Source organism: Bovifimicola ammoniilytica (assembly GCF_025567085.1).
Taxonomy (GTDB): Bacteria; Bacillota; Clostridia; order Lachnospirales; family Lachnospiraceae; genus Bovifimicola; species Bovifimicola ammoniilytica.
In genome coordinates this window covers 36,358-56,182 of record NZ_JAOQJN010000010.1, presented here as the reverse complement: position 1 = coordinate 56,182, position 19,825 = coordinate 36,358, and the positions used below count along the sequence as shown (strand labels likewise).

The 19,825-nt window shown below is 31.2% G+C and carries 20 protein-coding genes and 1 tRNA gene; 14 read left to right on the top strand and 7 right to left on the bottom strand.

Translation table 11 applies throughout. The annotated features are described in order from the left end of the window. Nucleotides 1-52: 52 nt before the first annotated feature. The 4 genes from OCV48_RS12265 to OCV48_RS12250 form a co-directional block, all read right to left on the bottom strand. The gene (locus tag OCV48_RS12265) at nucleotides 53-1,324 is read right to left on the bottom strand and encodes a PepSY domain-containing protein (protein ID WP_262559815.1); all 1,272 of its coding nucleotides are present in this window, start codon (nucleotides 1,322-1,324) and stop codon (nucleotides 53-55) included. A 73-nt stretch (nucleotides 1,325-1,397) separates the two neighbouring features. Then, complete coding sequence (locus OCV48_RS12260; protein ID WP_021983301.1) at nucleotides 1,398-1,793, bottom strand: hypothetical protein; 396 nt, start codon at nucleotides 1,791-1,793, stop codon at nucleotides 1,398-1,400. 7 nt (nucleotides 1,794-1,800) lie between these two features. Then, nucleotides 1,801-1,965 (bottom strand): hypothetical protein, encoded by a 165-nt coding sequence (locus tag OCV48_RS12255; RefSeq protein ID WP_021983302.1) that lies wholly within the window; start codon nucleotides 1,963-1,965, stop codon nucleotides 1,801-1,803. 338 nt (nucleotides 1,966-2,303) lie between these two features. After that, nucleotides 2,304-2,933, bottom strand: a complete 630-nt coding sequence (locus tag OCV48_RS12250; protein WP_021983303.1) for an accessory gene regulator B family protein — start codon at nucleotides 2,931-2,933, stop codon at nucleotides 2,304-2,306. Between the two features lie 452 nt (nucleotides 2,934-3,385). On the opposite strand from OCV48_RS12250, the gene OCV48_RS12245 reads away from it, so the two are divergent. The 3 genes from OCV48_RS12245 (at nucleotide 3,386) to OCV48_RS12235 (ending at nucleotide 5,433) form a co-directional block, all read left to right on the top strand. Then, nucleotides 3,386-4,417 (top strand): sensor histidine kinase, encoded by a 1,032-nt coding sequence (locus OCV48_RS12245; RefSeq protein WP_262559812.1) that lies wholly within the window; start codon nucleotides 3,386-3,388, stop codon nucleotides 4,415-4,417. A gap of 120 nt (nucleotides 4,418-4,537) precedes the next feature. Next, nucleotides 4,538-5,251 (top strand): LytR/AlgR family response regulator transcription factor, encoded by a 714-nt coding sequence (locus OCV48_RS12240; protein WP_021983305.1) that lies wholly within the window; start codon nucleotides 4,538-4,540, stop codon nucleotides 5,249-5,251. A gap of 109 nt (nucleotides 5,252-5,360) precedes the next feature. Beyond that, nucleotides 5,361-5,433: transfer RNA gene (locus tag OCV48_RS12235), tRNA-Lys, on the top strand. 370 nt (nucleotides 5,434-5,803) lie between these two features. On the opposite strand, the gene OCV48_RS12230 is transcribed toward OCV48_RS12235, so the two are convergent. Continuing rightward, nucleotides 5,804-6,031: a tyrosine-type recombinase/integrase gene (locus OCV48_RS12230; protein WP_394803288.1), complete on the bottom strand. Its 228-nt coding sequence runs from the start codon at nucleotides 6,029-6,031 to the stop codon at nucleotides 5,804-5,806. On the opposite strand from OCV48_RS12230, the gene mobQ reads away from it, so the two are divergent. The 7 genes from mobQ to trxA all read left to right on the top strand — a co-directional run bounded on the left by mobQ (nucleotide 6,000) and on the right by trxA (nucleotide 14,378). Further along, a complete protein-coding gene (gene mobQ / locus OCV48_RS12225; protein ID WP_262559824.1) occupies nucleotides 6,000-7,508 on the top strand; it encodes a MobQ family relaxase in 1,509 nt (502 codons plus the stop codon). The two genes, OCV48_RS12230 and mobQ, sit on opposite strands and share 32 nt — an antisense overlap. A 216-nt stretch (nucleotides 7,509-7,724) precedes the next feature. Further along, nucleotides 7,725-9,023, top strand: coding sequence for a GHKL domain-containing protein (locus OCV48_RS12220; protein WP_021983307.1), 1,299 nt, complete (start codon nucleotides 7,725-7,727; stop codon nucleotides 9,021-9,023). Nucleotides 9,024-9,027: 4 nt separating this feature from the next. Beyond that, the gene (locus OCV48_RS12215; RefSeq protein ID WP_021983308.1) at nucleotides 9,028-9,726 is read left to right on the top strand and encodes a LytR/AlgR family response regulator transcription factor; all 699 of its coding nucleotides are present in this window, start codon (nucleotides 9,028-9,030) and stop codon (nucleotides 9,724-9,726) included. Between the two features lie 187 nt (nucleotides 9,727-9,913). Beyond that, the gene (locus tag OCV48_RS12210; protein WP_021983309.1) at nucleotides 9,914-10,621 is read left to right on the top strand and encodes a hypothetical protein; all 708 of its coding nucleotides are present in this window, start codon (nucleotides 9,914-9,916) and stop codon (nucleotides 10,619-10,621) included. A 17-nt stretch (nucleotides 10,622-10,638) separates the two neighbouring features. Then, nucleotides 10,639-11,676, top strand: coding sequence for a S8 family peptidase (locus OCV48_RS12205; protein ID WP_021983310.1), 1,038 nt, complete (start codon nucleotides 10,639-10,641; stop codon nucleotides 11,674-11,676). 1,178 nt (nucleotides 11,677-12,854) lie between these two features. Further along, nucleotides 12,855-14,030: an AI-2E family transporter gene (locus tag OCV48_RS12200; RefSeq protein WP_147592086.1), complete on the top strand. Its 1,176-nt coding sequence runs from the start codon at nucleotides 12,855-12,857 to the stop codon at nucleotides 14,028-14,030. Nucleotides 14,031-14,057: 27 nt separating this feature from the next. Further along, entirely contained in the window at nucleotides 14,058-14,378 is a 321-nt protein-coding gene (gene trxA / locus OCV48_RS12195) for a thioredoxin (protein WP_147592085.1), read from the top strand. A gap of 184 nt (nucleotides 14,379-14,562) precedes the next feature. On the opposite strand, the gene OCV48_RS12190 is transcribed toward trxA, so the two are convergent. Beyond that, nucleotides 14,563-14,775 carry a hypothetical protein gene (locus OCV48_RS12190; protein WP_147592084.1) on the bottom strand — a complete coding sequence of 71 codons (213 nt, stop codon included), beginning with the start codon at nucleotides 14,773-14,775 and terminating at the stop codon, nucleotides 14,563-14,565. Nucleotides 14,776-15,064: 289 nt separating this feature from the next. Next, nucleotides 15,065-15,712, bottom strand: coding sequence for a tRNA (guanosine(46)-N7)-methyltransferase TrmB (trmB, locus tag OCV48_RS12185; RefSeq protein ID WP_147592083.1), 648 nt, complete (start codon nucleotides 15,710-15,712; stop codon nucleotides 15,065-15,067). Between the two features lie 207 nt (nucleotides 15,713-15,919). Here trmB and OCV48_RS12180 point away from each other — a divergent pair, with 207 nt between their 5' ends. Genes OCV48_RS12180 through OCV48_RS12165 form a run of 4 tightly spaced genes read left to right on the top strand, consistent with a single transcriptional unit; the run spans nucleotide 15,920 to nucleotide 19,743 of the window. Then, nucleotides 15,920-16,243 (top strand): hypothetical protein, encoded by a 324-nt coding sequence (locus tag OCV48_RS12180; RefSeq protein ID WP_021983315.1) that lies wholly within the window; start codon nucleotides 15,920-15,922, stop codon nucleotides 16,241-16,243. 4 nt (nucleotides 16,244-16,247) lie between these two features. Then, on the top strand, nucleotides 16,248-17,306 hold the full coding sequence (locus OCV48_RS12175) for a V0D/AC39 family V-type ATPase subunit (RefSeq protein WP_021983316.1): 1,059 nt from the start codon (nucleotides 16,248-16,250) through the stop codon (nucleotides 17,304-17,306). 1 nt (nucleotide 17,307) lies between these two features. Further along, nucleotides 17,308-19,257: a V-type ATP synthase subunit I gene (locus OCV48_RS12170; protein ID WP_147592082.1), complete on the top strand. Its 1,950-nt coding sequence runs from the start codon at nucleotides 17,308-17,310 to the stop codon at nucleotides 19,255-19,257. Between the two features lie 51 nt (nucleotides 19,258-19,308). Continuing rightward, nucleotides 19,309-19,743, top strand: coding sequence for an ATP synthase subunit C (locus OCV48_RS12165; protein WP_147592081.1), 435 nt, complete (start codon nucleotides 19,309-19,311; stop codon nucleotides 19,741-19,743). Nucleotides 19,744-19,825: the final 82 nt, after the last annotated feature.

Genomic DNA, 19,825 nt, shown 5'->3' with positions numbered 1-19,825 from the left:
TTTTACCCTATACTGTATTGTATATTTCCTTTATTTTTACTAATTTATGTCTCTAAAAGATGTTCTTATTTCTTGCATATAATATGTTTCCATTTTTCATTTCCACATAAAAATATGTCTCTTTTGAATCATTACTATTTATTCCAGTTATTTTATAGCAAGGAATACCTGTATGTTCTGTACCCTCGCTTAAAGTGTCATTTATAATCTTAAGCCTATATATTACTTCTATTTTTGTGATGGTATATGATGAGTTATTGCCTATTTTATCTGACACTATATTTAATGCCTCTTCTGGCGAAACAATATTTTCTATAAGATTTTCTTTTGCCTCAACCCTGTCTGTGTTTCCATCATAAGTACCACAATATACATCTATATCATCTGTATTAATCATATATGCTATTGCCCTGTCCTTAGCATATTTATCATCACTATCCGTATCCCAGACAGTTCCGCCATATTCAAATGGTATTCCCTGATATTCTCTTGCTAAGTAAAACTGTAAAATATTCAAATCATCTGAGACCTTCAATACTTTAACATGGCAAACTTTCATTTTTACCTCTTTATTTGTTTCATAAGGCAGTTCTTCATTGAAATATTTTTCTGTTCTTTCTATTGCTTTTCTAATAGTTGCAGTTCCATCTTTTAATTGATATTCATCATCAATGTTTCCATCTAATTCATATTCTTTTATTACTTCAAAAACATTTTCCGGCTCTGCACTCTTATTATCCTTTTCTAAAGAATATATCTCGCCTTTATCAAACCATATTATATTAAATCCCGCATATACATGCGCATACTTATATGGCTTACTTTCATCTTCTATGTAATATGTAAGTCCCGGCATCTCTTTATTATCTTTATCAAAATATGTACCCTCTTTTATCTTTTCTATCATTTCCTTATATTCTAATCCAATCATATCATATAAATACTTTTCATCATAGTCTGTTCCTATATAATGCTTTATAAACTTTATCTCTTCATCAACTAATTCCTTAGGATCTTTTATATTTTTGTAAGGATATACACCTTTTACGGATATTTCATTAATTTTATCAACCGATGGGATAATGACCGATAAATCATTATCATATGAAATATTGTTATATTTATATTCTTTTATTTTATTACTGTCATATCTTCCATTTTTTAATTCATCAACACTTATATACTCTATGTTATTATTATTTTTTACTGTATTATTATCTTTTACTGATTTGTCTTTTTTATTATTAAATAAATTAAATGAAATATATCCCACTATAAATACACTTACTAATAATAAAATAAATATTATACTTTTTTTCTTCACACTAATCCTCCATGTCTGAATATTATAGGTACAGAATCAATTTCATTAATTATGTACCTATGTTAATGCATAGCTATCTTGTTATTGTTCCATATATATGTGTAGGCTTCGAATAGTTATTTAAACTAACAGAAAACTGTGCTGTTCCATTAGTGGAACTTTCAACAACAGTTACACTTGCTTTTTTTGCAGCATTACTTACAATCATACCTGATGACCCACTAAATTTTGTTCCATTCATAGGTAAAATTTTATTATATCCATTACCACCAATTGATGTAATTTCTGCTGTATACTTGCCTCTTGAGTATGATACTGTGCAATAACTATTTAATTGCTTATTTCTAGCATCATTATAATATGTATACCAATCATCACTTGCTGCATATGCATTTACCTTTGTTAATCCACCAACCATCAAAACAGCTAATAACATTCCACTAATTATTTTTTTATAAGCTTTCTTCATACGTCTCCTACCTTTCATTTTCATTTTTCTGATTATAATAGTTCATTAACTTCTCTGATACTTCAGGTTCACCCCACCAAGCCAAACATTCATCTCCAATAACGAATTTATCGCTTGTCTTTTTTGATGCATTGTTTAAGAGATTAATGATATTCTCTTTTATGTTCATCATAGATTTCACCTCCTTGTCCTAATATTTCTGAGCAATTACATTTTCCGACTCTGATTCAATTTATAATTGCATAAGTCAGAATTACTATAACTGCTTTGAATGAAAGTATTTACATTCAAATACCTTTATATGATGATTAGAATATTATATGTACATCTTCTTCGTATTCTGTTCATCACACACTTACTAATAACATAAATTTTGTTGAAATTCTATAATTCGGACTCAATCTGCCCTGAACTGCAATTCTCATGCCCTGAACGACAATTTTTTTATTTTTATAACTTTTATTTACCTCATACCATCAAAACAGCTAATAACATTTGCCTAATAATTTTTCATAGTTCTTTTTCATAAGTAGCCTCCTTTTTCTTCACATCTCTAAACAGTTTTATGCACTCATACGCAATATTTTCCACTAATATAAGGATTAATGACCAGCTTATAAGATTACTGTATTTCATCAAAATAATCTCTGATATCCAGATTAGTATAAAGCTGATTGTCACTTTAATTTTTAGCAGAATAATCTTCTTTTTATCCGTTATATGTCTTAATCTCGACTCAATTGGTGTATGAATTAAAACTGCCATATACGAAAATGCCTGTAATATAATACTTAGTTCTGATGATAGATATATTTTTTCTGACAGAAAAATTACACTATAGAAATATATGAATGTAACTATAAAACACTGATATTCTTTCTTCATATGAATCCCACCTGCATACAGCCTTATTGCCTTTAGCACAATCATTGAAATAATTAATTCCTTAAGACTTCCTCTTATAGCAAAAAATACTCCTATAAGTAATGTTTCTTCTACCTTACTAAGCAATATGCTAAGTCCAAATGATATTCTTTCGTAGTCAATATCAGTCATCTCTTTCGCATCTTTCGATGTTTTTTTCGATGCTTTAATTTTCCTTATATAGTTGTCCGTAATATGTCTGTTTATTCTATTCATCATACCCTTACTAATAACATAATTTTTTCTAAAATTCTATATTTTGACATCAATCTGCCCTGAACTGCAATTCTCATGCCCTGAACGACAACTTTTTAGATTTGACCTGTCTTTTAAAATCGAATATACTATTGGTTAATCTTAATACATTATCAATTTTTTACATTATTGATTCTCAATATGGTTTCAGGGAGGTATTTTGCTTAATGGAAATGTTTACTGATATAATTTTTAACGAATTTAATATTATTATAGAAATCATCTGCTTTTGTTTATTAATTTCAAATATGGCAAAGGAACATATACATTTTAATATTTCTAAATTAATTTTATTTTCATTATCTTTTCAGTCATATGTACTAATTGAATATTTTACTAATACATTTATTTCAAGAATCTTTACTATTCCATTTTTATTTCTGATTATATATGTAATATACAGGAAGAAATTTTTGCAAACGCTATATCTTGTTATTATTTCGTATTCAATGTTTGCTATATTAGGAGCATTTCTAATTGTCCCTTTTGGATTTCTGTTAACGGATATTTCTAATAGTTCGACAATGATTTTCGGTAATATTGCTTCATTGATAATTATTTTAGCAGCAACTCATTTTCTTGATTTTAGTCCTATTTACCAATTTATCCTAAAAAGGGATTTTTGGTTTAATGCTGTAATTCTTAATATTTTCATTGCTTTATTTGTTGTTATTACGGTTTCGAAGGTCGATTTAAAACTAACAATTGCTTATTATCCACTTATATTTTTCTATGTTGTTATAGCTGTACTTTTTAATATTGCTTTAATCAACTCAAAACATAAGATTATTGTCCAGGAGCAGATTATCAGACAATATAATGAATATTTACCCGTAATTGATAAATTAGTTGACCAGGTACGTGCCAGACAACATCAATATAAAAATGACTTAAATGCACTTAATTCCCTTGCTCTTACATGCGATAATCCTGATGAACTAAAATCAGAGATTCTCAAAAATATCTCTGTTTTATCTAATGAAAATACTCCATATTTTCTATTGGATTTTAATCTTAAATTAATTGCCGGATTTATTTATACCGAACACCTTAAAGCGGTTGCTAAGCAAATTAATATTTCTTATAATATACATAACTTTAATATTATTACTATTGTACCCGAGTACGTTCTTGTCGAATTATTAGGTATATTAATTGACAACGCAATTGAAAATTCATATACTAATGATATAATTTATATAGATATTAACTGTAGTAATAATAAGCTTAATTTCTCAATATCTAATCCCGGACCAGCTGTTACTCCGGAGATTGTGAAAAATTTCTTTAAAAAGGGCTACACTACGAAAAATATGGATGTAAACTCTCATGGTTACGGGCTATTTAACCTGAAAAATGCACTTGACGAATACAATGGAACAATAACTCTGGATAATGAAATTCTTGAACATAAACAATATATTAAATTTACTATTGTTGTATAATATCGATTTATCATATGTACTATACAACTATGAAATGGGGCTGAAATAATATCAATAGGATTATTTATTGCTTACTCATTTATATTAAAGATGCATTGTATTGAGGAAATGGAGATTAATATGAATATTTTAATAGTAGAAGATGATAATTTACAGGCAGAAGCATTGAAAATGATAATTTCAGAATATAATTCTTCATGGAATTTTTTCATTGCTAATGATACTATAATTGCTACTTCTTTATTTACAAATAATACGATAGATATATTTTTTCTTGATATTGAATTTACAAAAGAACCGGAAACTGATGGATTAATTCTTGCTGAATCAATACGAGCTAATCCTTTATATCAATCAACACCTATACTATTTATAACAGGGTATAAGGATAAAATATATAATGCCGTAAATACTATTCACTGCTTTGATTATATATTGAAACCATATTCAAAATCAGCTATTTTCAAAACACTTGATGACTTGTCTGCACCTAAGGCACCTTCTGCAAAATCCATTACTATTAAGGATTTTAATGGTGTTTATATTGTAATCTATTTTGAGAAGCTGATTTATGCAGAATCATATAATCATGGTGTTATGTTTCATACCGTTGATGGTGATTTTCACTATATCCGCCACTGCATAGCTGATTTAACTGATATTTTAGATTCTTCCTTTTTACAAATCCATAAAAAATATATTGTTAACAAATCATTTATAACCAGCTATGACAAAACCACCCGATATCTACATATAAATGGTGTGGCACTACCTGTGGGTCGAGTCTATAAACCTGAAGTTGACTATTATATTGATGAAAGAATACAGAATTAATATATTGTATTTGTACTATATGAAATTTTTTGAAATTTTTCATTTTTTTCACAAAAAGTACTTGCTTTTTTATTAATGTTAAGATATAATAAACTTCGCGTTAAAAAATGCGCTTCTAGCTCAGTTGGTAGAGCACCTGACTCTTAATCAGGGTGTCCAGGGTTCGAACCCCTGGAGGCGCACTAGAAGTACCAGTTTTGGAAGCTCGACTTCCGGGGCAGGTGCTTTTTTTGTGTTGTAATGAGAAGGATAAGGGGAAATGAGTGTCGAACGAGGAACTTGTTCACCAGGCGACTGCTTGTTTTCCCTTTAAATGCGGCGAATGCCGCAGAAGCGAGAAGAAGCGAAGCGGATTCGAGCTTGTCGTTCTCATGGATTGTTTCTCACTACTTTTTAGCCTCTTTTGCGAGATTTTAGATTAAAATAAATTAACTCTCATTTTTGTTCACATATTGTCTATATCCGATTTTGCCCACAAATTTGCATACAAATCTGTGGGCAAGCCCTTTATCTATGCTCTATTCAGTGTGATTTAATTTTCAAAATTTTTTCTTATCCCACTCCATGAATTGCATTTTCAAAGATTCCGACAGCTCGTTTTCTCGTCTGTCTTGTTACATGAGAATAAGTATTCAGCGTAATCTTAATATCAGAATGTCCTAATAACTCCTGTACTTCCTTCACATTTGCTCCTGCTGTCACTAAAGTAGTCGCATAAGTATGTCTCAAACAATGGAAATGAAAATGGCTGCTATCTGCCGTTGTAGCCGCTGCATACAGAAGCAGTGAAAAAATGACCAGTGACTACGATGGCATCACTCACGATTACACAAAAAAACGTGGTGTAGTGATGACAGAGATTTTATTATCAAGGAATGCTCCAATTCAATATTATAACCGTTCCCGATTGTGGAATGCCGTTGAAAAAGTTGAAAAAGCAAAGAACGCACAACTTGCAAGAGAAATAGAGGTTTCGATACCAAAAGAACTGAAATTCAGGGAAGGGTATAATCTTGTAAATGAGTTCTGCAATAGCAACTTTGTAGACAAGGGAATGATTGCAGATATCTGTTTTTATGATAAGGGTGACGGTAATCCCCATGCTCATATCATGCTTACAGTCCGACCGTTTAATGAAGATAGAAGTTGGGAAAGTAAGCAGAAAAAAGAGTACATTCTTGATGAGAATGGAGAGAAAATTTATGACAAAAAGAAACGTCAGTATAAATGCAAATCCGTTCCGACAACGGACTGGAATGACAGGGGGAACGTTGAAAAATGGAGGATGAGCTGGGCGGAGTGTAACAAATATCTTGAAAAGTCAGGACATGATGAGAGGATAGACCACCGTTCTTATGAACGGCAGGGACTTGAAATTTTACCGACAAAGCATTTGGGAACTGTGGCATCCCAGATGGAGAAAAAGAACATTAAAACTGACAGAGGGGAAGCCAACAGACACATCAAAATGGTTAATAAGATGATTCGGTTCTGCAATGAAGGGATTTTAAAACTCAAGGAAGAAGCAAAGCAGTTGGCACAAAGTGTTAAGGATAAAGTCATCAAAGTTGCAAGAAATCTGGAACAGTTAAGAAAAAATCTTTTGTGCATTATGTATTCAGAAAAGGATAATGATAAAAAGATTGAACAGTTCCGAAAATTTGTTCCAAAGGATATGGATGTTATTAAAAGAGCATACGACCTGATTAGAAAGAGAGAACGATTAAACGAAGAAAAGCGTTCCTATGAAACGGTGGTTAATGCCAGAAAGGAAAAGGAAAAACGCAAGGAACAGGCAGGGAAAGCGTTAAGAGAAGTTCAGATGGAGCTTTATCAGATAGACAGACAGTTAAGGGATTTGCCACAATTTTATAAGATGTATTCCATGTATGAAATGGAAGAATGTATCGAAAATAAAGAGCGGTATGGCAATGTAATATTAAGACTGGAAAAGATGGCAGATAAGATTGAAAGGAATCAGGCTATTGCATATCCGGAATATGATATTGCAAAGGATAAAGTTGAGCCGGAGGATACAGAAAAAGTTTCAGAAGAACGTTATAAAATCCGATCGGAGATGAATACGCAGGCAAGAGTCGAGCTTACGGATATTTACGGTAAAGAATTTGATGCAGAGTTGTTTGATGTAACTATGAAAGAAATGGATGAGTTACTGGAAGGAAAAGTGGTTGCAAGAGCGGAGAAAGAAAAAATTGAAGAAGATATAATGAACTTATCAAACGTTTATGTAAAATAAATCAACGTTGGTGCAAAAACTATTTACAGAAAAAATAAAAAAGGTATCCTATCAGTTGTCCGGGCAATACAAAAGTATATACGGAAAGGATTTACCTTTGTTTGGAAGATGGTATAAGTGGTTTTTTAGTTGGTTTTAAGCAAATAACCATAAATTTCCCAGATTGCATAAAATATGCTATAATTATATATTATATTTTACAATCTGGGAGGAATAATGAGTATACTTTGTAAAGTCATTACTGATATTTTACATATACTAGGAATAGTGTTGATATGTAAAGTTTATTTGAAGTTAAGAGAAAAAACAGGTGATAAATATAGGTATCTAAAAATACTGATAGTATCCGTTGTTGTTTCACTGATTATTAGTGTGATAAAAAACCAGACAATCGCATTAATAATCTATTTGTTATGCGTTGTAATAATCATGCAAATATGTTATGAAGAAAATAATAAGAAAATAATTGTATGTGCTATATGGGTATCTGTTATTGTAGAAATACTTGACATGTTGTCAATTTTACTGGTAGATATAGCAAGCGCAGTCATGAATTATAATAATGATTCTTTAGAAAATCTTTTTGCGGCATTGTTATCATTGAGTTTTATTAGTATGGTAAGTATACTTTTAAGAAGAATAACAGATGAAGGCATAAGAAAGGTTCATATAAAGTATCTGGCTCTTTTTACATTAAATTTATTTGCAGATTTCTGCATATTAGCGTTGATGACCCGTGTCACTCTTGAGGAAATTGCATATCAAAATAAAATTGCATATATCATTATATACATATCGGTAACCATAGGACTATTGATACAAATGGCATGTGTAATATTACTGTTGGTTTCAAGAAATATACACAAAGAAAAAGAATTAATTATTAAACAGTATCTTGAGGAACAGGTAAAACAGTATGAATATCTGAATGAGAGAGAAAAGGAAACAAAAAAATTCAGACATGATATCAGAGGACATCTTTATTTCTTAAATAAATTAAAGCAAGAAGGAAGAGACCAAGAGTTTGAGGAGTATTTTCAGGATATTATTGGAAAAGTAGATAATCTGGGGAGCAACATTAATGTAGGAAATGATATCGTTAATGCTGTTCTAAATAAAGCTTTTGTAGAAGCAAAGAGTAAAAATATAAAAATAAATGTAGCCGGGCATTTTCCTTCACAGTGTAATATTAGTGCTTACAATTTATGCACAATATTTTTTAATTTGTTGAGCAATGCAATAGAGGCAGCAGATAAAACAACGAAAAGGGAAATATGGGTGATATGCCGATATACGATAAAAGAAATAATTGTAGAAATAGGTAATTACTATTGTATTAACGATAAACTGGATAAGAACAGATTGCAGACAACGAAAAGTGAAAAAGAATATCATGGATGGGGGATGAAAAATGTAGAGGATAGCGTTGTGGATTGCAAAGGATTGATGGATATAGAAATTGTGGATGATAAGTTTATAATTTCCATAACGTTAAAAAATGAAGAAAGGGCATAGAAAAATGAAAATAGCAATTGTTGATGATGAAGTAAAATGGAGGAATTTGGCTTCAGATGTTGTAAAAGGCTATACAGAGAAAACGGATAAAATAGATACTTTTGAATCAGGTGTAGAATTTATCAAAAATAACGGAGAATATAATGTAGTATTAATGGATGTTGACATGCCGGAAATGGATGGCTTTGAAACTATAATGAATTATAAAGAACAATATTCGGAAAGCATCATTATAATTTTGACAACGCATCTGAATTGTGCAAGAAAAGGTTATCTGGTGGATGCATTCCGGTATGTGGATAAAACAAAAATGAAAGAGGAATTAAAAGAAGCTTTTGAAAAAGTAAGAGAGATTAATCGAAAAAACAGTTTCTCATTGACGGGAACAAATGGAAATGATACAAAAAATATTTTGGTTAATGATATTCTATTTATAGAAACCAATAAAAGAGGCTGTGTTATTAATACAATTGACAGATGTTATGAATGCAGTGAGAAGATTAATGATTTGGAAACAAAACTGGAAGAGTATGGTTTTTTCAAGTGTCATAAATCTTTTCTAATTAATTTGAATTGTGTGGAACATTTAGATAAAGAGTTTGCATATTTTGTGAAGGGTAAGAAGGCATATATTAGTGTTAGGAAATACACGGAGACGAAAAAAAGATATATTGCAGCAAAGAAAAAGTTTGCATCTATGTAAAAAAAACGACGTTTATGTCGTTTTTTTTAACGTTTGTGTAAAATTTATTGAATTTGTAATGATAAAGAAATATAGTAATAAGCGTTTCGAAACATTAAAAAATTTGTATTTTATACATAGCAAATGTATCTATTAAATTAAAGAACATTTAATAAGTACTCTATTAGAAAAAGAAAGAGGTTTTTACATGAAGAAGATATTATTGAATAAAGTGACAAAAATTATAGCAATTACTCTAGCAATGGCAATAACAGTTAGTAATATTAATGTGTCCGTGTATGCAGATTCAGGAGAATATGCGCAGAATCATTATGAGCAAGAGGAATATGGTATAACTTTTGATGAGTTAATTGATGAGTTGGATGATGATGTTGAGGTTGTAAACGGTCAATTTGTGCTTGAAATCTCTCAAAAGGAAATAGATAAGATTGGTCAGGAAAACTATGAGGCAATTTTAGCCGGGATGGAACAAGTTAATGATTTATTACAAACTGAAGAATATGACGTGACAGATAACGGAACAGTATATGAAATAAATGAAGATTTAGCTATTCAGGGAGGAAATGTTGATAAAGTTGTAGTTAAATGGTGGGGAATCAAAAGATATGCAAGCAAGAAGAGTGCTAAGAAAATAGTAAGCACATTTAATACAATAAGCAATTCTGCGTGGATGGTATCAGGAGGAACTGCATCATATACTGCTGCTGCCGCCTTGGCACCGGAAGGGCTGATTTCAAAGGGGTCAGCGGCAGTGTCAGCATTGATAAGCGGACTCTCAGCGGTTGGAGCTGGGTATTTTGGATTAATTGCTACGCGAATTGATGCAAAAAATGGTTCTAGAGGTGTTATAATCAATTTCACATGGGTTGGCATATTTACTGTAAAGAAGCAATAAACATGAGGAGAAAAATCATGATAGAAATAATCAATAAATATGGTATATATGGTAAGTATATATTTTTAATATGCATGATTATCTGCGTAATATTTTTTCTAAAGAAAAAAAGTATTATGCCAATTAATAATTTTAAGCCTTTATCAATAATAATAATAATTTTAGGAATATTACTATTTGTAGGAGTTGGAATTGCAGTTATAACGATTGTAACAAGTAACAATGAATCCAATTGGTACTTAAAAAAAATGAATTATAATCAATTGCTAAAATATTCAAAAGGTGATTCACAGACTATTGCGTTTATTGATTCAGGAATTTCTGATGCATATGCAAAGAAACTAGGCGATAGAATCGTGGGAAAATATAATGTTCTTGATGACTCAGGAAATACAAATGATTATAATGGTCATGGAACAGAAATGGTTAGCATTGCGTGTGGAGATGGTTACAATGAAGTTTATGGAATAGCTCCTAAAGCAAAAATAATAATTGTTAAAGCGATATCAGATGAAGGATTAACAAATAATGACTATTTGTTGAAAGCTTTACAGTATATTAGTAATTCAAAAGCTACAATTGTTAATATAAGCTTAGGAGGAATGAACTATAGTGAACAAGTAGTTAAACAAATTGCAGAAATGCAAAGACAAGGGATTACTATATTAGCAGCGGCAGGAGATTATGATAATAAAGATTTATTATTTCCAGCTTCGTTGGAGACAGTTATTGCTGTACAAAGTATTAACGAAAAAGGAATATTATGGGAAGAATGTAATATAACGATGGATAAGAAGGAGTCTATTGTTAAATATCCAGGTGTAGACATTGAATCTTTGACTGTTGAAAATGATAAGCTCATTTCGACTATTTCGAGTGGAACATCACAGTCTACAGCAATAGCAAGTGGTTATGCTGCTTTAATAAAGGACTATTATAAAAAACTTCATAAATCGGAAATTGAATATGATTACTTATTGGAGTTAATGAAAAATAATACTAATAAAAGTTATGTGAAATCCTTTGACTTAATAAAAAAAGACAATAGAAGATAAATAAAGCAAGTTATTAAATAATGTAATCATGATTTATGAATCAAGGTATTTTAGAATACGATATTATTGCCAGTCCCATTTAATTATAGGACTGGCAATAATTAATTAAAATTGAAAAGAAATTTCTTATAGAATCTACAAAATTTTGTAATCCATCGGGCGTTAATGCAAGTTCGGGAGCGTCCCAAAGTTTGTGTAAACCTCTAAACTGATGTAAGATAAAATTACACAGTTTGGAGGTTTAGTGTGAAAGAAAGTAGAGGAAGACCATAAATAGGCACACTTAAATAAGCTGTCTAAGGCAGGCAACTTTTTGAAGTGTTATAGAGTTAGGAAATTAGATCAAGAAGCTAATGGTTCATCAGGAGGAAGCAATCCTTCACGTTGTAATAGTTTCTTGGCTTACTTGATAGCTTTTGCTTTTTGCTTTTCAACAAGAGCTACAGGCATATCGATTTTGTAAAGATCGCTCGGATTCCACTGCTCACCAGTAGACAGCATATAGTATGTCCTTTCATTAAATTGTTAAAAATCAATGTAGTTAATAGTAATTACATTAGAGATATAACTCATGTTAACAAGGTTAAAAATTTATTGTAAATAAATTCAGTAACCGAATTTCTATAAACTAACTTTTGTACAATATAGGCTCCAACAACAAAAATCTTGCCCACAAAATTTTCTACTTTTTAAAAAATATTATATTTTGTTACTAAATTTCTTTAACAGGTTATAACACCTGAACTGCTGATAAATAAAGGCATTGTGACACATAATATAACAATATTTGAGGCGAAATAAAATTAAATAAAATTCATCAGGTCACACAGGGTGTCCAGGGTTCGAACCCCTGGAGGCGCACTAGAAGTACCAGTTTTGGAAGCTCGACTTCCGGGGCAGGTGCTTTTTTTGTGTTCACTGATTAATTTTTACTTATATTTTATGTTATATTATTTTTATGGAATAATCTCATTACAAGGTGATATAACTCCATAACTTTATCATAAATTTATTTTGCAACCTTCCGTTTATATGTTATACTTTTATATATAATTTATTTTATATTTCAGACATTTTTTACCATAGAAATGTAATGTCTGATATGGTATATATTTTGTTATATATCTATATATTCAGTATTTATTATATAAATTTCAAATTTTAAAGTGGAGGTAAAAATGGATAAACACAAATTCGAGAAGAACAAGAAATATTACACCATTTCTATGTATGTTCTTATTACTTTTATAGTTGCTATTATAGCATTTAAACTTATATGGAACTGGGGTTCTACACTTCGGACAGTACACAAAATTCTTGATGTGCTTTCACCATTTCTAATTGGCATTTTTATTGCTTACTTAATGAATCCTCTTGTTAAATTAATAGATGGCAAGTTACTTAAGAAAATTTTCAGGATTAAATCCGATAAAATCAGAAAATTTTTATCAATACTATTTTCATATGTCATCGTTCTTGGAATAATCGGAGTATGTATTTCTATTATTGTACCTGAGATATATTCAAGTCTTAAGAATATTTATGATGGTGTGCAGGGTTCTTATGACAAACTTGTTAATTTCCTTGATAAAACCAGTAAGGAACATCCAACCTGGGATATAGAATATATTACATCAGTTGTTAAGGATAACAGTTCAAAAATAATTGAATTTGTTCAGGGTTCTCTTGATACAATTCTGCCATTATTGTACAATACTTCTATGTCGGTTATTTCATGGGTTATTAACCTGATTATAGCAATTATGGTATCCTGCTATATGCTCATCGATAAGCAGCGACTTCTTACTAATTGCAAAAAAGTAATATATGTTATCTTCAAGAAGTCACATGCTGATAAGATATCACAGACATTAAGCGAATGTAATAAAATCTTTGGAAAATTTATCGTTGGTAAAACAATTGATTCAACCATAATAGGATTCCTGTGCTTTCTGTTTATGAACATTCTAGGTCTTAAATACTCAATGCTTATAAGCGTTATCGTAGGTATTACAAATATGATTCCATATTTCGGACCATTTATAGGTGCAGTTCCAGGAGTTCTTATATTACTTACCATTGATTGGAAATATGCTTTAGTTTTCGGTGTACTGATACTTGCCTTACAGCAATTTGATGGCTTATATCTCGGTCCAAAGATACTTGGAGAAAGCACCGGACTTCGTCCTGTCTGGATAATATTTGCCATAACTGTAGGCGGCTGGCTTGCCGGACCAATCGGAATGTTTCTAGGTGTTCCATGTGTTGCGGTAATCGCATTCCTTACAGACAGGGTAATAAACCGAAAACTTACTGAAAAAAATATTACTGTTGAAGATGTAACAGTCAAATAAATTATAATATGCGGATTGGAGAATAGTATGAAAATTTTAAATGCAGATAATTTCGAAAATGAAGTTTTAGAATCAGATATGCCTGTAATTGTTGATTTTTATGCAGATTGGTGTATGCCTTGCAAGGTTATGGCACCTGTTGTAAATGAAATTGAAAAAAAATATATTAATTCAATTAAGATGGGCAAAATTAATATTGATGAAAATCCTATGGTCGCACTTGACTATCGTGTTTTATCAATACCAACACTTTTATTTATTAAAGACGGTAAAGTGTTAGGCAGACTTGAAGAAGCCGTTACTAAAAATGTGGTCGAAACTAAGATTAAAAAATACTTTAACCTATAAAATATACCGAAAAGTACAATAAGATGTTGAAAATTTAATCCGAAATATACCTAATTGCGAATTATAGAGTTATAGGCCAAAACAGAGATATAGAACAGAGTATTTGATGTCTAATCCCCATCCATCAAACGCTCTGTCCTATATCTCTAAGTTATAATTCTCAATTTTCACTATCTTTTATTCTTTATGGAACCTTGATATCTATTATCCTAAATAATCTAAAATATTTTCTACTTTGGATTAAGTAAATTATATACTTCGTCCATAGACTTCTTAAAATTGCAGCAACACCTGTTGAACCATCTTTCATCAAAATGCCTGTGACAACATCTCCTTCTGCCACATCTTCTAATCTTACAAAAAAAACATTTTCTACCCATAATTTTCCCCTTTTCACAACTCCATATGTTTTCTAAAAAATATACTTAATAAAATTACCCTTAAAAATATATCTAATCTCTGTATTTTTCGAAAAAATTTAAGTATATCTATTTCATATGGTACCTATATCTTCCTATTATAATGTATTCATTTAATACTTTTTTGACATATGGCATATACACATATGATATAGAATATAGAATGTCGCTTGCGACATTCTCCTCCGAAGTGCGATCCTCGCGGAGCGTTTTTTACTTACCAGGACAATTTCAACGAAATTTCCTGGTAAGTAAAAAAGCAAGAGGTTATTTTCTCGAAGCTACAAGCTTGCAGATAGGATTTCCAAGTCCTACGAACTTCTCCTCGTATTCAGTCATCACATTCCCCTTATAGATATCGGCTTCCTTATCACTATGGAGGTCAAATGTATATTCATCAATCTTAAATGTTGTTTCAGGTATTTCCTCTAAAGAGAAATCAAACAAGTCTCTGTTATCTGTCTTGAATTCCACTTTGCCATCAGGTTTTAATATTTCATCGTATCTGGCGAAAAACTGTCTAGATGTAAGACGTCTCTTAGCATGTCTGTCCTTTGGCCATGGATCCGAGAAATTAAGATATATTCTGTCCACTTCTCCTTTTTCAAATGCATCACATATTTCTACTGCGTCCATTCTGATGTATATGAGATTGTTAAGTTCTATGTCCTTTCTCTTCTCAATTGCTCTGATTAAAACACTTGAATACTTCTCAATTCCGATGTAATTGATATCCGGATTTTGTAATGCAAGCTCCGTTATAAACTTACCTTTACCCATACCGATTTCAATTCTTATCGGATTATCATTGCCAAACACTTCATTCCATTTTCCTTTATACTCTGCAAAATCATTTATGGTAAATTCACTTTCTGCTATCGCTTCTCTTGAACCTTTTACATTTCTTAATCTCACTAAATTATACCTGCTTTCTCTCGTTTCTGATATATTATTATATATACTGAATTATTATATATACTAAAATGATACCTTATTATCTTTCAAAAAAAAAGTCCTTTTTTGAAAATTATCAATAAGCATATTTTCAAAATAGTGGTTGAAATTTTTATTTTAAAGGTGTATTATGCGTATAATTGGATTGAAAAAGGAGTGTGATTATACATGGAATATCAAGTTGAACAAGTTATTTCCGAATTATCCAAGATAGACAGTGCTTCTGAAAGCATACTTACTTCAGCAGATAAAGAGAAGGAAGATTATGCTAAGGAGATGTCTGAGAAAACAGAGTCTCTCGACAGAGAACTTGAAGAAAATGTTAAAAAACACATTGAAGAATTCAAAGTGAAACTTCAGGCAGACAATGACAAGATTCTCAAGCAGATGCGAGCAAACACAGAAAAAGATTTACAGAAATTAGACGATGCTTTTAAAACCAATCACACAAAGATGGCCGGGGATATTTTTGCCGAGCTTATAAAGGAGTGATTTGATGAGTAATCTATTAGCTTACAGTGGCCTTACAACTAAAGTTCGTGCAATGGAAAGCAATCTCATTACTCATGAAATGTTTACTGAAATGGCGGGACTGTCCTCAGTAACAGAAGTAGTTAATTATATTGGTAACCTAAAATCTTATAAAGACATCTTCAGTAGTGTTGACGTTAACGGATTGCATCGTGGTGACTTAGAACGCTACTTATTGTTATCCAGCTATAAAGATTTTGGTAAGCTTTATAATTTCGCCTCCGTCAAACAACGTAAATATTTAGAAATATATTTTATGAGATATGAAACACATATTTTAAAACAGGTGTTTCGCGAACTGACAGATAAGCATAAAGTAATTATGGATTTGTCTGTTATAAAGCCATATTTTGAACGTTTTTCTGATTTAGACCTTGATGCCATATCAAAATCTACTTCAGTAGACGAATGTGTTTTAGCAATAAGTAATACACAATATGCAGCACCTTTGAAGCATATACACGACTTGGGAAGTAATCCATCATTATTTGATTACGAGCTTGCATTAGATTTATTATATTTCGAGACAATGTGGAACAGTCGTGACAAATATCTGAAAGGAATTGACCATAAAGTCATAACCGAAGCCTATGGTTATAAGATAGACCTCTTAAATCTTCAATGGATATACAGAAGTAAAAAATATTATAATCTTAAACCTGCACAGATATATTCGATGCTCATACCTGTAAATTATAAATTAAGCAAAGCTCAGATAAAACAGCTTGTAAATGTGGATAACATAAACGCTATGTCTGAAATGCTTAAATCAACTTACTATGGTAAAACATATAACGATAGTGAATTAAATGATAATTCATACGAAACTATGTATGAAACTTACCTGAATAAAATATATTCATTATCATTTAGAAACAATCCTTATTCTCTTGCATGTGTCAATACATATCTGCACCAAAAGAATCAGGAGATAGCAAAATTAATATCTCTTACCGAGTGTGTAAGGTATTCACTTCCGGTATCAGAGATAAACGATATATTGTATAATTCGGAGGTGAAATGAGTTGATTGAAAAGATGAAATTCGTCAGTATCACCGGACCTAATGATGATATCGACAGAGTTATAAATCAATATTTATCAAAATATGAAATACATCTTGAAAATTCTATGTTGGAATTACAATCATCTAATTATGTTTCCCCTTATTTAGAGGCGAATCCGTATAAAGAATTTTTATCTAAAGGAAAGGAACTTCTTACGTATATAGATACAAAGGATATAACATATTTAGATAACATTACTGTCGAGATGGCAGATAACATTATATCTAAGACCAGCCGTCAGGTTCGTAAATATCAGAATAAGATTGCTGAACTTGAAGAAATTAAGAAGAACTTAGAGGACAGATATAATAAGATTAATCCATTTGTGGATTTGAATTATGATATAAGCAGTATTTTACATCTTAAACATATCAAATTCAGATTTGGACGAATTCCTAAAGAATATTTTTCAAAATTAGAAGATTATATGTCTAATAACGATAACTCCGTTTTTGAAAAATGTCTTACAGACAATGAATATGTCTGGGGTGTTTACTTCGTTCCTGTTGATGAAGCTAATAAAATTGATGCAACTTATACATCAATGCATTTTGAGAGAACATTTATCCCTGATGAAGTTAACGGAACCCCCGAGAAAGCCTGTGAAGACCTTACTAATAGAATTAATGATTTAAGTGTTAAGATAGAAGGACTTAATGAACAGGTTAAAGCCAAAGTTCAAAAAGAACAAAATGCAATTGTTACATCATATGAGAGAATTAAGATTGCATATGAGAACTTTGATGTAAGAAAGATGGCTACCCACACGAATAATGATGGCGAAATATTCTATATCATTTGTGGCTGGATGACTGAAAAAGATTGCGACAGATTCATAGGTGAGATTAAAGATGATGATAATGTCGTATGTATCGTAGAGGACCGTTCAGGAAGAAAAGACAAGACACCTCCTACAAAGCTTAAGAATCCTAAGATTTTTAAACCTTTCGAGATGTACATTAAGATGTATGGACTTCCTGCTTATAACGAATTAGATCCTACAATATTTGTTGCACTCACTTATTCATTCATATTTGGTGCAATGTTTGGTGATGTCGGTCAGGGATTAGTTTTAGTCATTGCTGGCTTTCTTCTGTACTACTTTAAGAAGATGGACCTTGCAGCAATTATTGGAACATGTGGTATATTCTCAACATTCTTCGGTTTTATGTTCGGAAGTATATTCGGTTTTGAAGATGTAATCCACGCGGTATGGTTAAAGCCAGTTGATGCAATGTCAAGTGTTCCACTTATTGGACGATTAAATACAGTGTTTGTCGTTGCGATAGGATTTGGTATGTTCCTTATCTTAGTAACAATGATTTTCCATATAACAAATGCAATTAAGAATAAAGACACAGAGAACATTTTCTTTGATACAAACGCACTCGCAGGTTTTGTATTCTATGGTTCACTTGTAGCTGTTGTGGCATTATTAATGGCTCACAAGAAAGTTCCTGCAGGTATTGTACTTGCCATAATGTTTGGTGTACCTCTTATATTAATAGCACTTAAAGAACCACTTACACATTTAATAACTAAGACAAAACCGGAAGAAAAGACAGGTATTGGAATGTTCATTACCCAGACATTCTTCGAATTATTTGAAGTTTTGTTAAGTTATTTTTCAAATACATTATCATTTATCCGTATTGGTGCATTCGCAGTCAGCCATGCATCTATGATGGAAGTTGTACTTATGTTAGGTAAAGCTGAAAGCTCATCACCTAACTGGGTAGTAATAGTTCTTGGTAACTTATTTGTAATCTGTCTTGAGGGACTTATCGTTGGTATTCAGGTATTACGTCTTGAGTATTACGAAATGTTCAGCCGATTCTACAGCGGCAGCGGCAGAGAATTTAAACCATTTAAACATGTAAGTAGTTTTTCTACTGAAAAATCTAAATAAATAAAACTGATTATTATCAGAATAACTTACGAATTTAAGGAGGATTAATTTATGTTAGCAGTAAAAATCACTTTAGCAATCGCACTTATTCTTAGTATTGTAGTTCCATTTGGAGCATATGCCATTGGAGAAAAATCAAGAGGTCATTATAAGAAGAGCCTCGCTATTAATATAATTTCTTTCTTCGGCATCTTAATTATTTCACAGATAGTAATGTTTACAGGTAATGTTTCAGCCGCTGAAGCTACTACTACAGCTACTTCAAGTGGTCTTGCAACAGGTCTTGGTTATATCGGTGCAGCATTAGTTACAGGCTTATCTTGTATCGGTGGTGGTATCGCCGTTGCAAGTGCAGCAAGTGCAGCTCTTGGTGCAATTAGTGAAGACCAGAGTATCCTTGGTAAATCACTTATCTTCGTAGGTCTTGCCGAAGGTGTTGCTCTTTACGGACTTATTATCTCATTCATGATTTTAAGTAAATTGTAAGATACAGGAGTGGAGACAAATGTAAAATAATACCAGGTATTATTTTATACAACATGAAATTACTTAAATCCTGAGTAATTTC

Bases quoted from the DNA above. Each gene is read 5' to 3' on its own strand.
- trxA (WP_147592085.1), top strand. From the start codon at position 14,058: ATGAAAATTTTAAATGCAGATAATTTCGAAAATGAAGTTTTAGAATCA.
- OCV48_RS12165 (WP_147592081.1), top strand. From the start codon at position 19,309: ATGTTAGCAGTAAAAATCACTTTAGCAATCGCACTTATTCTTAGTATT.
- OCV48_RS12175 (WP_021983316.1), top strand. From the start codon at position 16,248: ATGAGTAATCTATTAGCTTACAGTGGCCTTACAACTAAAGTTCGTGCA.
- OCV48_RS12250 (WP_021983303.1), bottom strand. From the start codon at position 2,933: ATGAATAGAATAAACAGACATATTACGGACAACTATATAAGGAAAATT.
- OCV48_RS12220 (WP_021983307.1), top strand. From the start codon at position 7,725: ATGAGTATACTTTGTAAAGTCATTACTGATATTTTACATATACTAGGA.
- OCV48_RS12180 (WP_021983315.1), top strand. From the start codon at position 15,920: ATGGAATATCAAGTTGAACAAGTTATTTCCGAATTATCCAAGATAGAC.
- OCV48_RS12215 (WP_021983308.1), top strand. From the start codon at position 9,028: ATGAAAATAGCAATTGTTGATGATGAAGTAAAATGGAGGAATTTGGCT.
- OCV48_RS12240 (WP_021983305.1), top strand. From the start codon at position 4,538: ATGAATATTTTAATAGTAGAAGATGATAATTTACAGGCAGAAGCATTG.
- OCV48_RS12260 (WP_021983301.1), bottom strand. From the start codon at position 1,793: ATGAAGAAAGCTTATAAAAAAATAATTAGTGGAATGTTATTAGCTGTT.
- OCV48_RS12255 (WP_021983302.1), bottom strand. From the start codon at position 1,965: ATGATGAACATAAAAGAGAATATCATTAATCTCTTAAACAATGCATCA.
- OCV48_RS12210 (WP_021983309.1), top strand. From the start codon at position 9,914: ATGAAGAAGATATTATTGAATAAAGTGACAAAAATTATAGCAATTACT.
- OCV48_RS12200 (WP_147592086.1), top strand. From the start codon at position 12,855: ATGGATAAACACAAATTCGAGAAGAACAAGAAATATTACACCATTTCT.
- OCV48_RS12205 (WP_021983310.1), top strand. From the start codon at position 10,639: ATGATAGAAATAATCAATAAATATGGTATATATGGTAAGTATATATTT.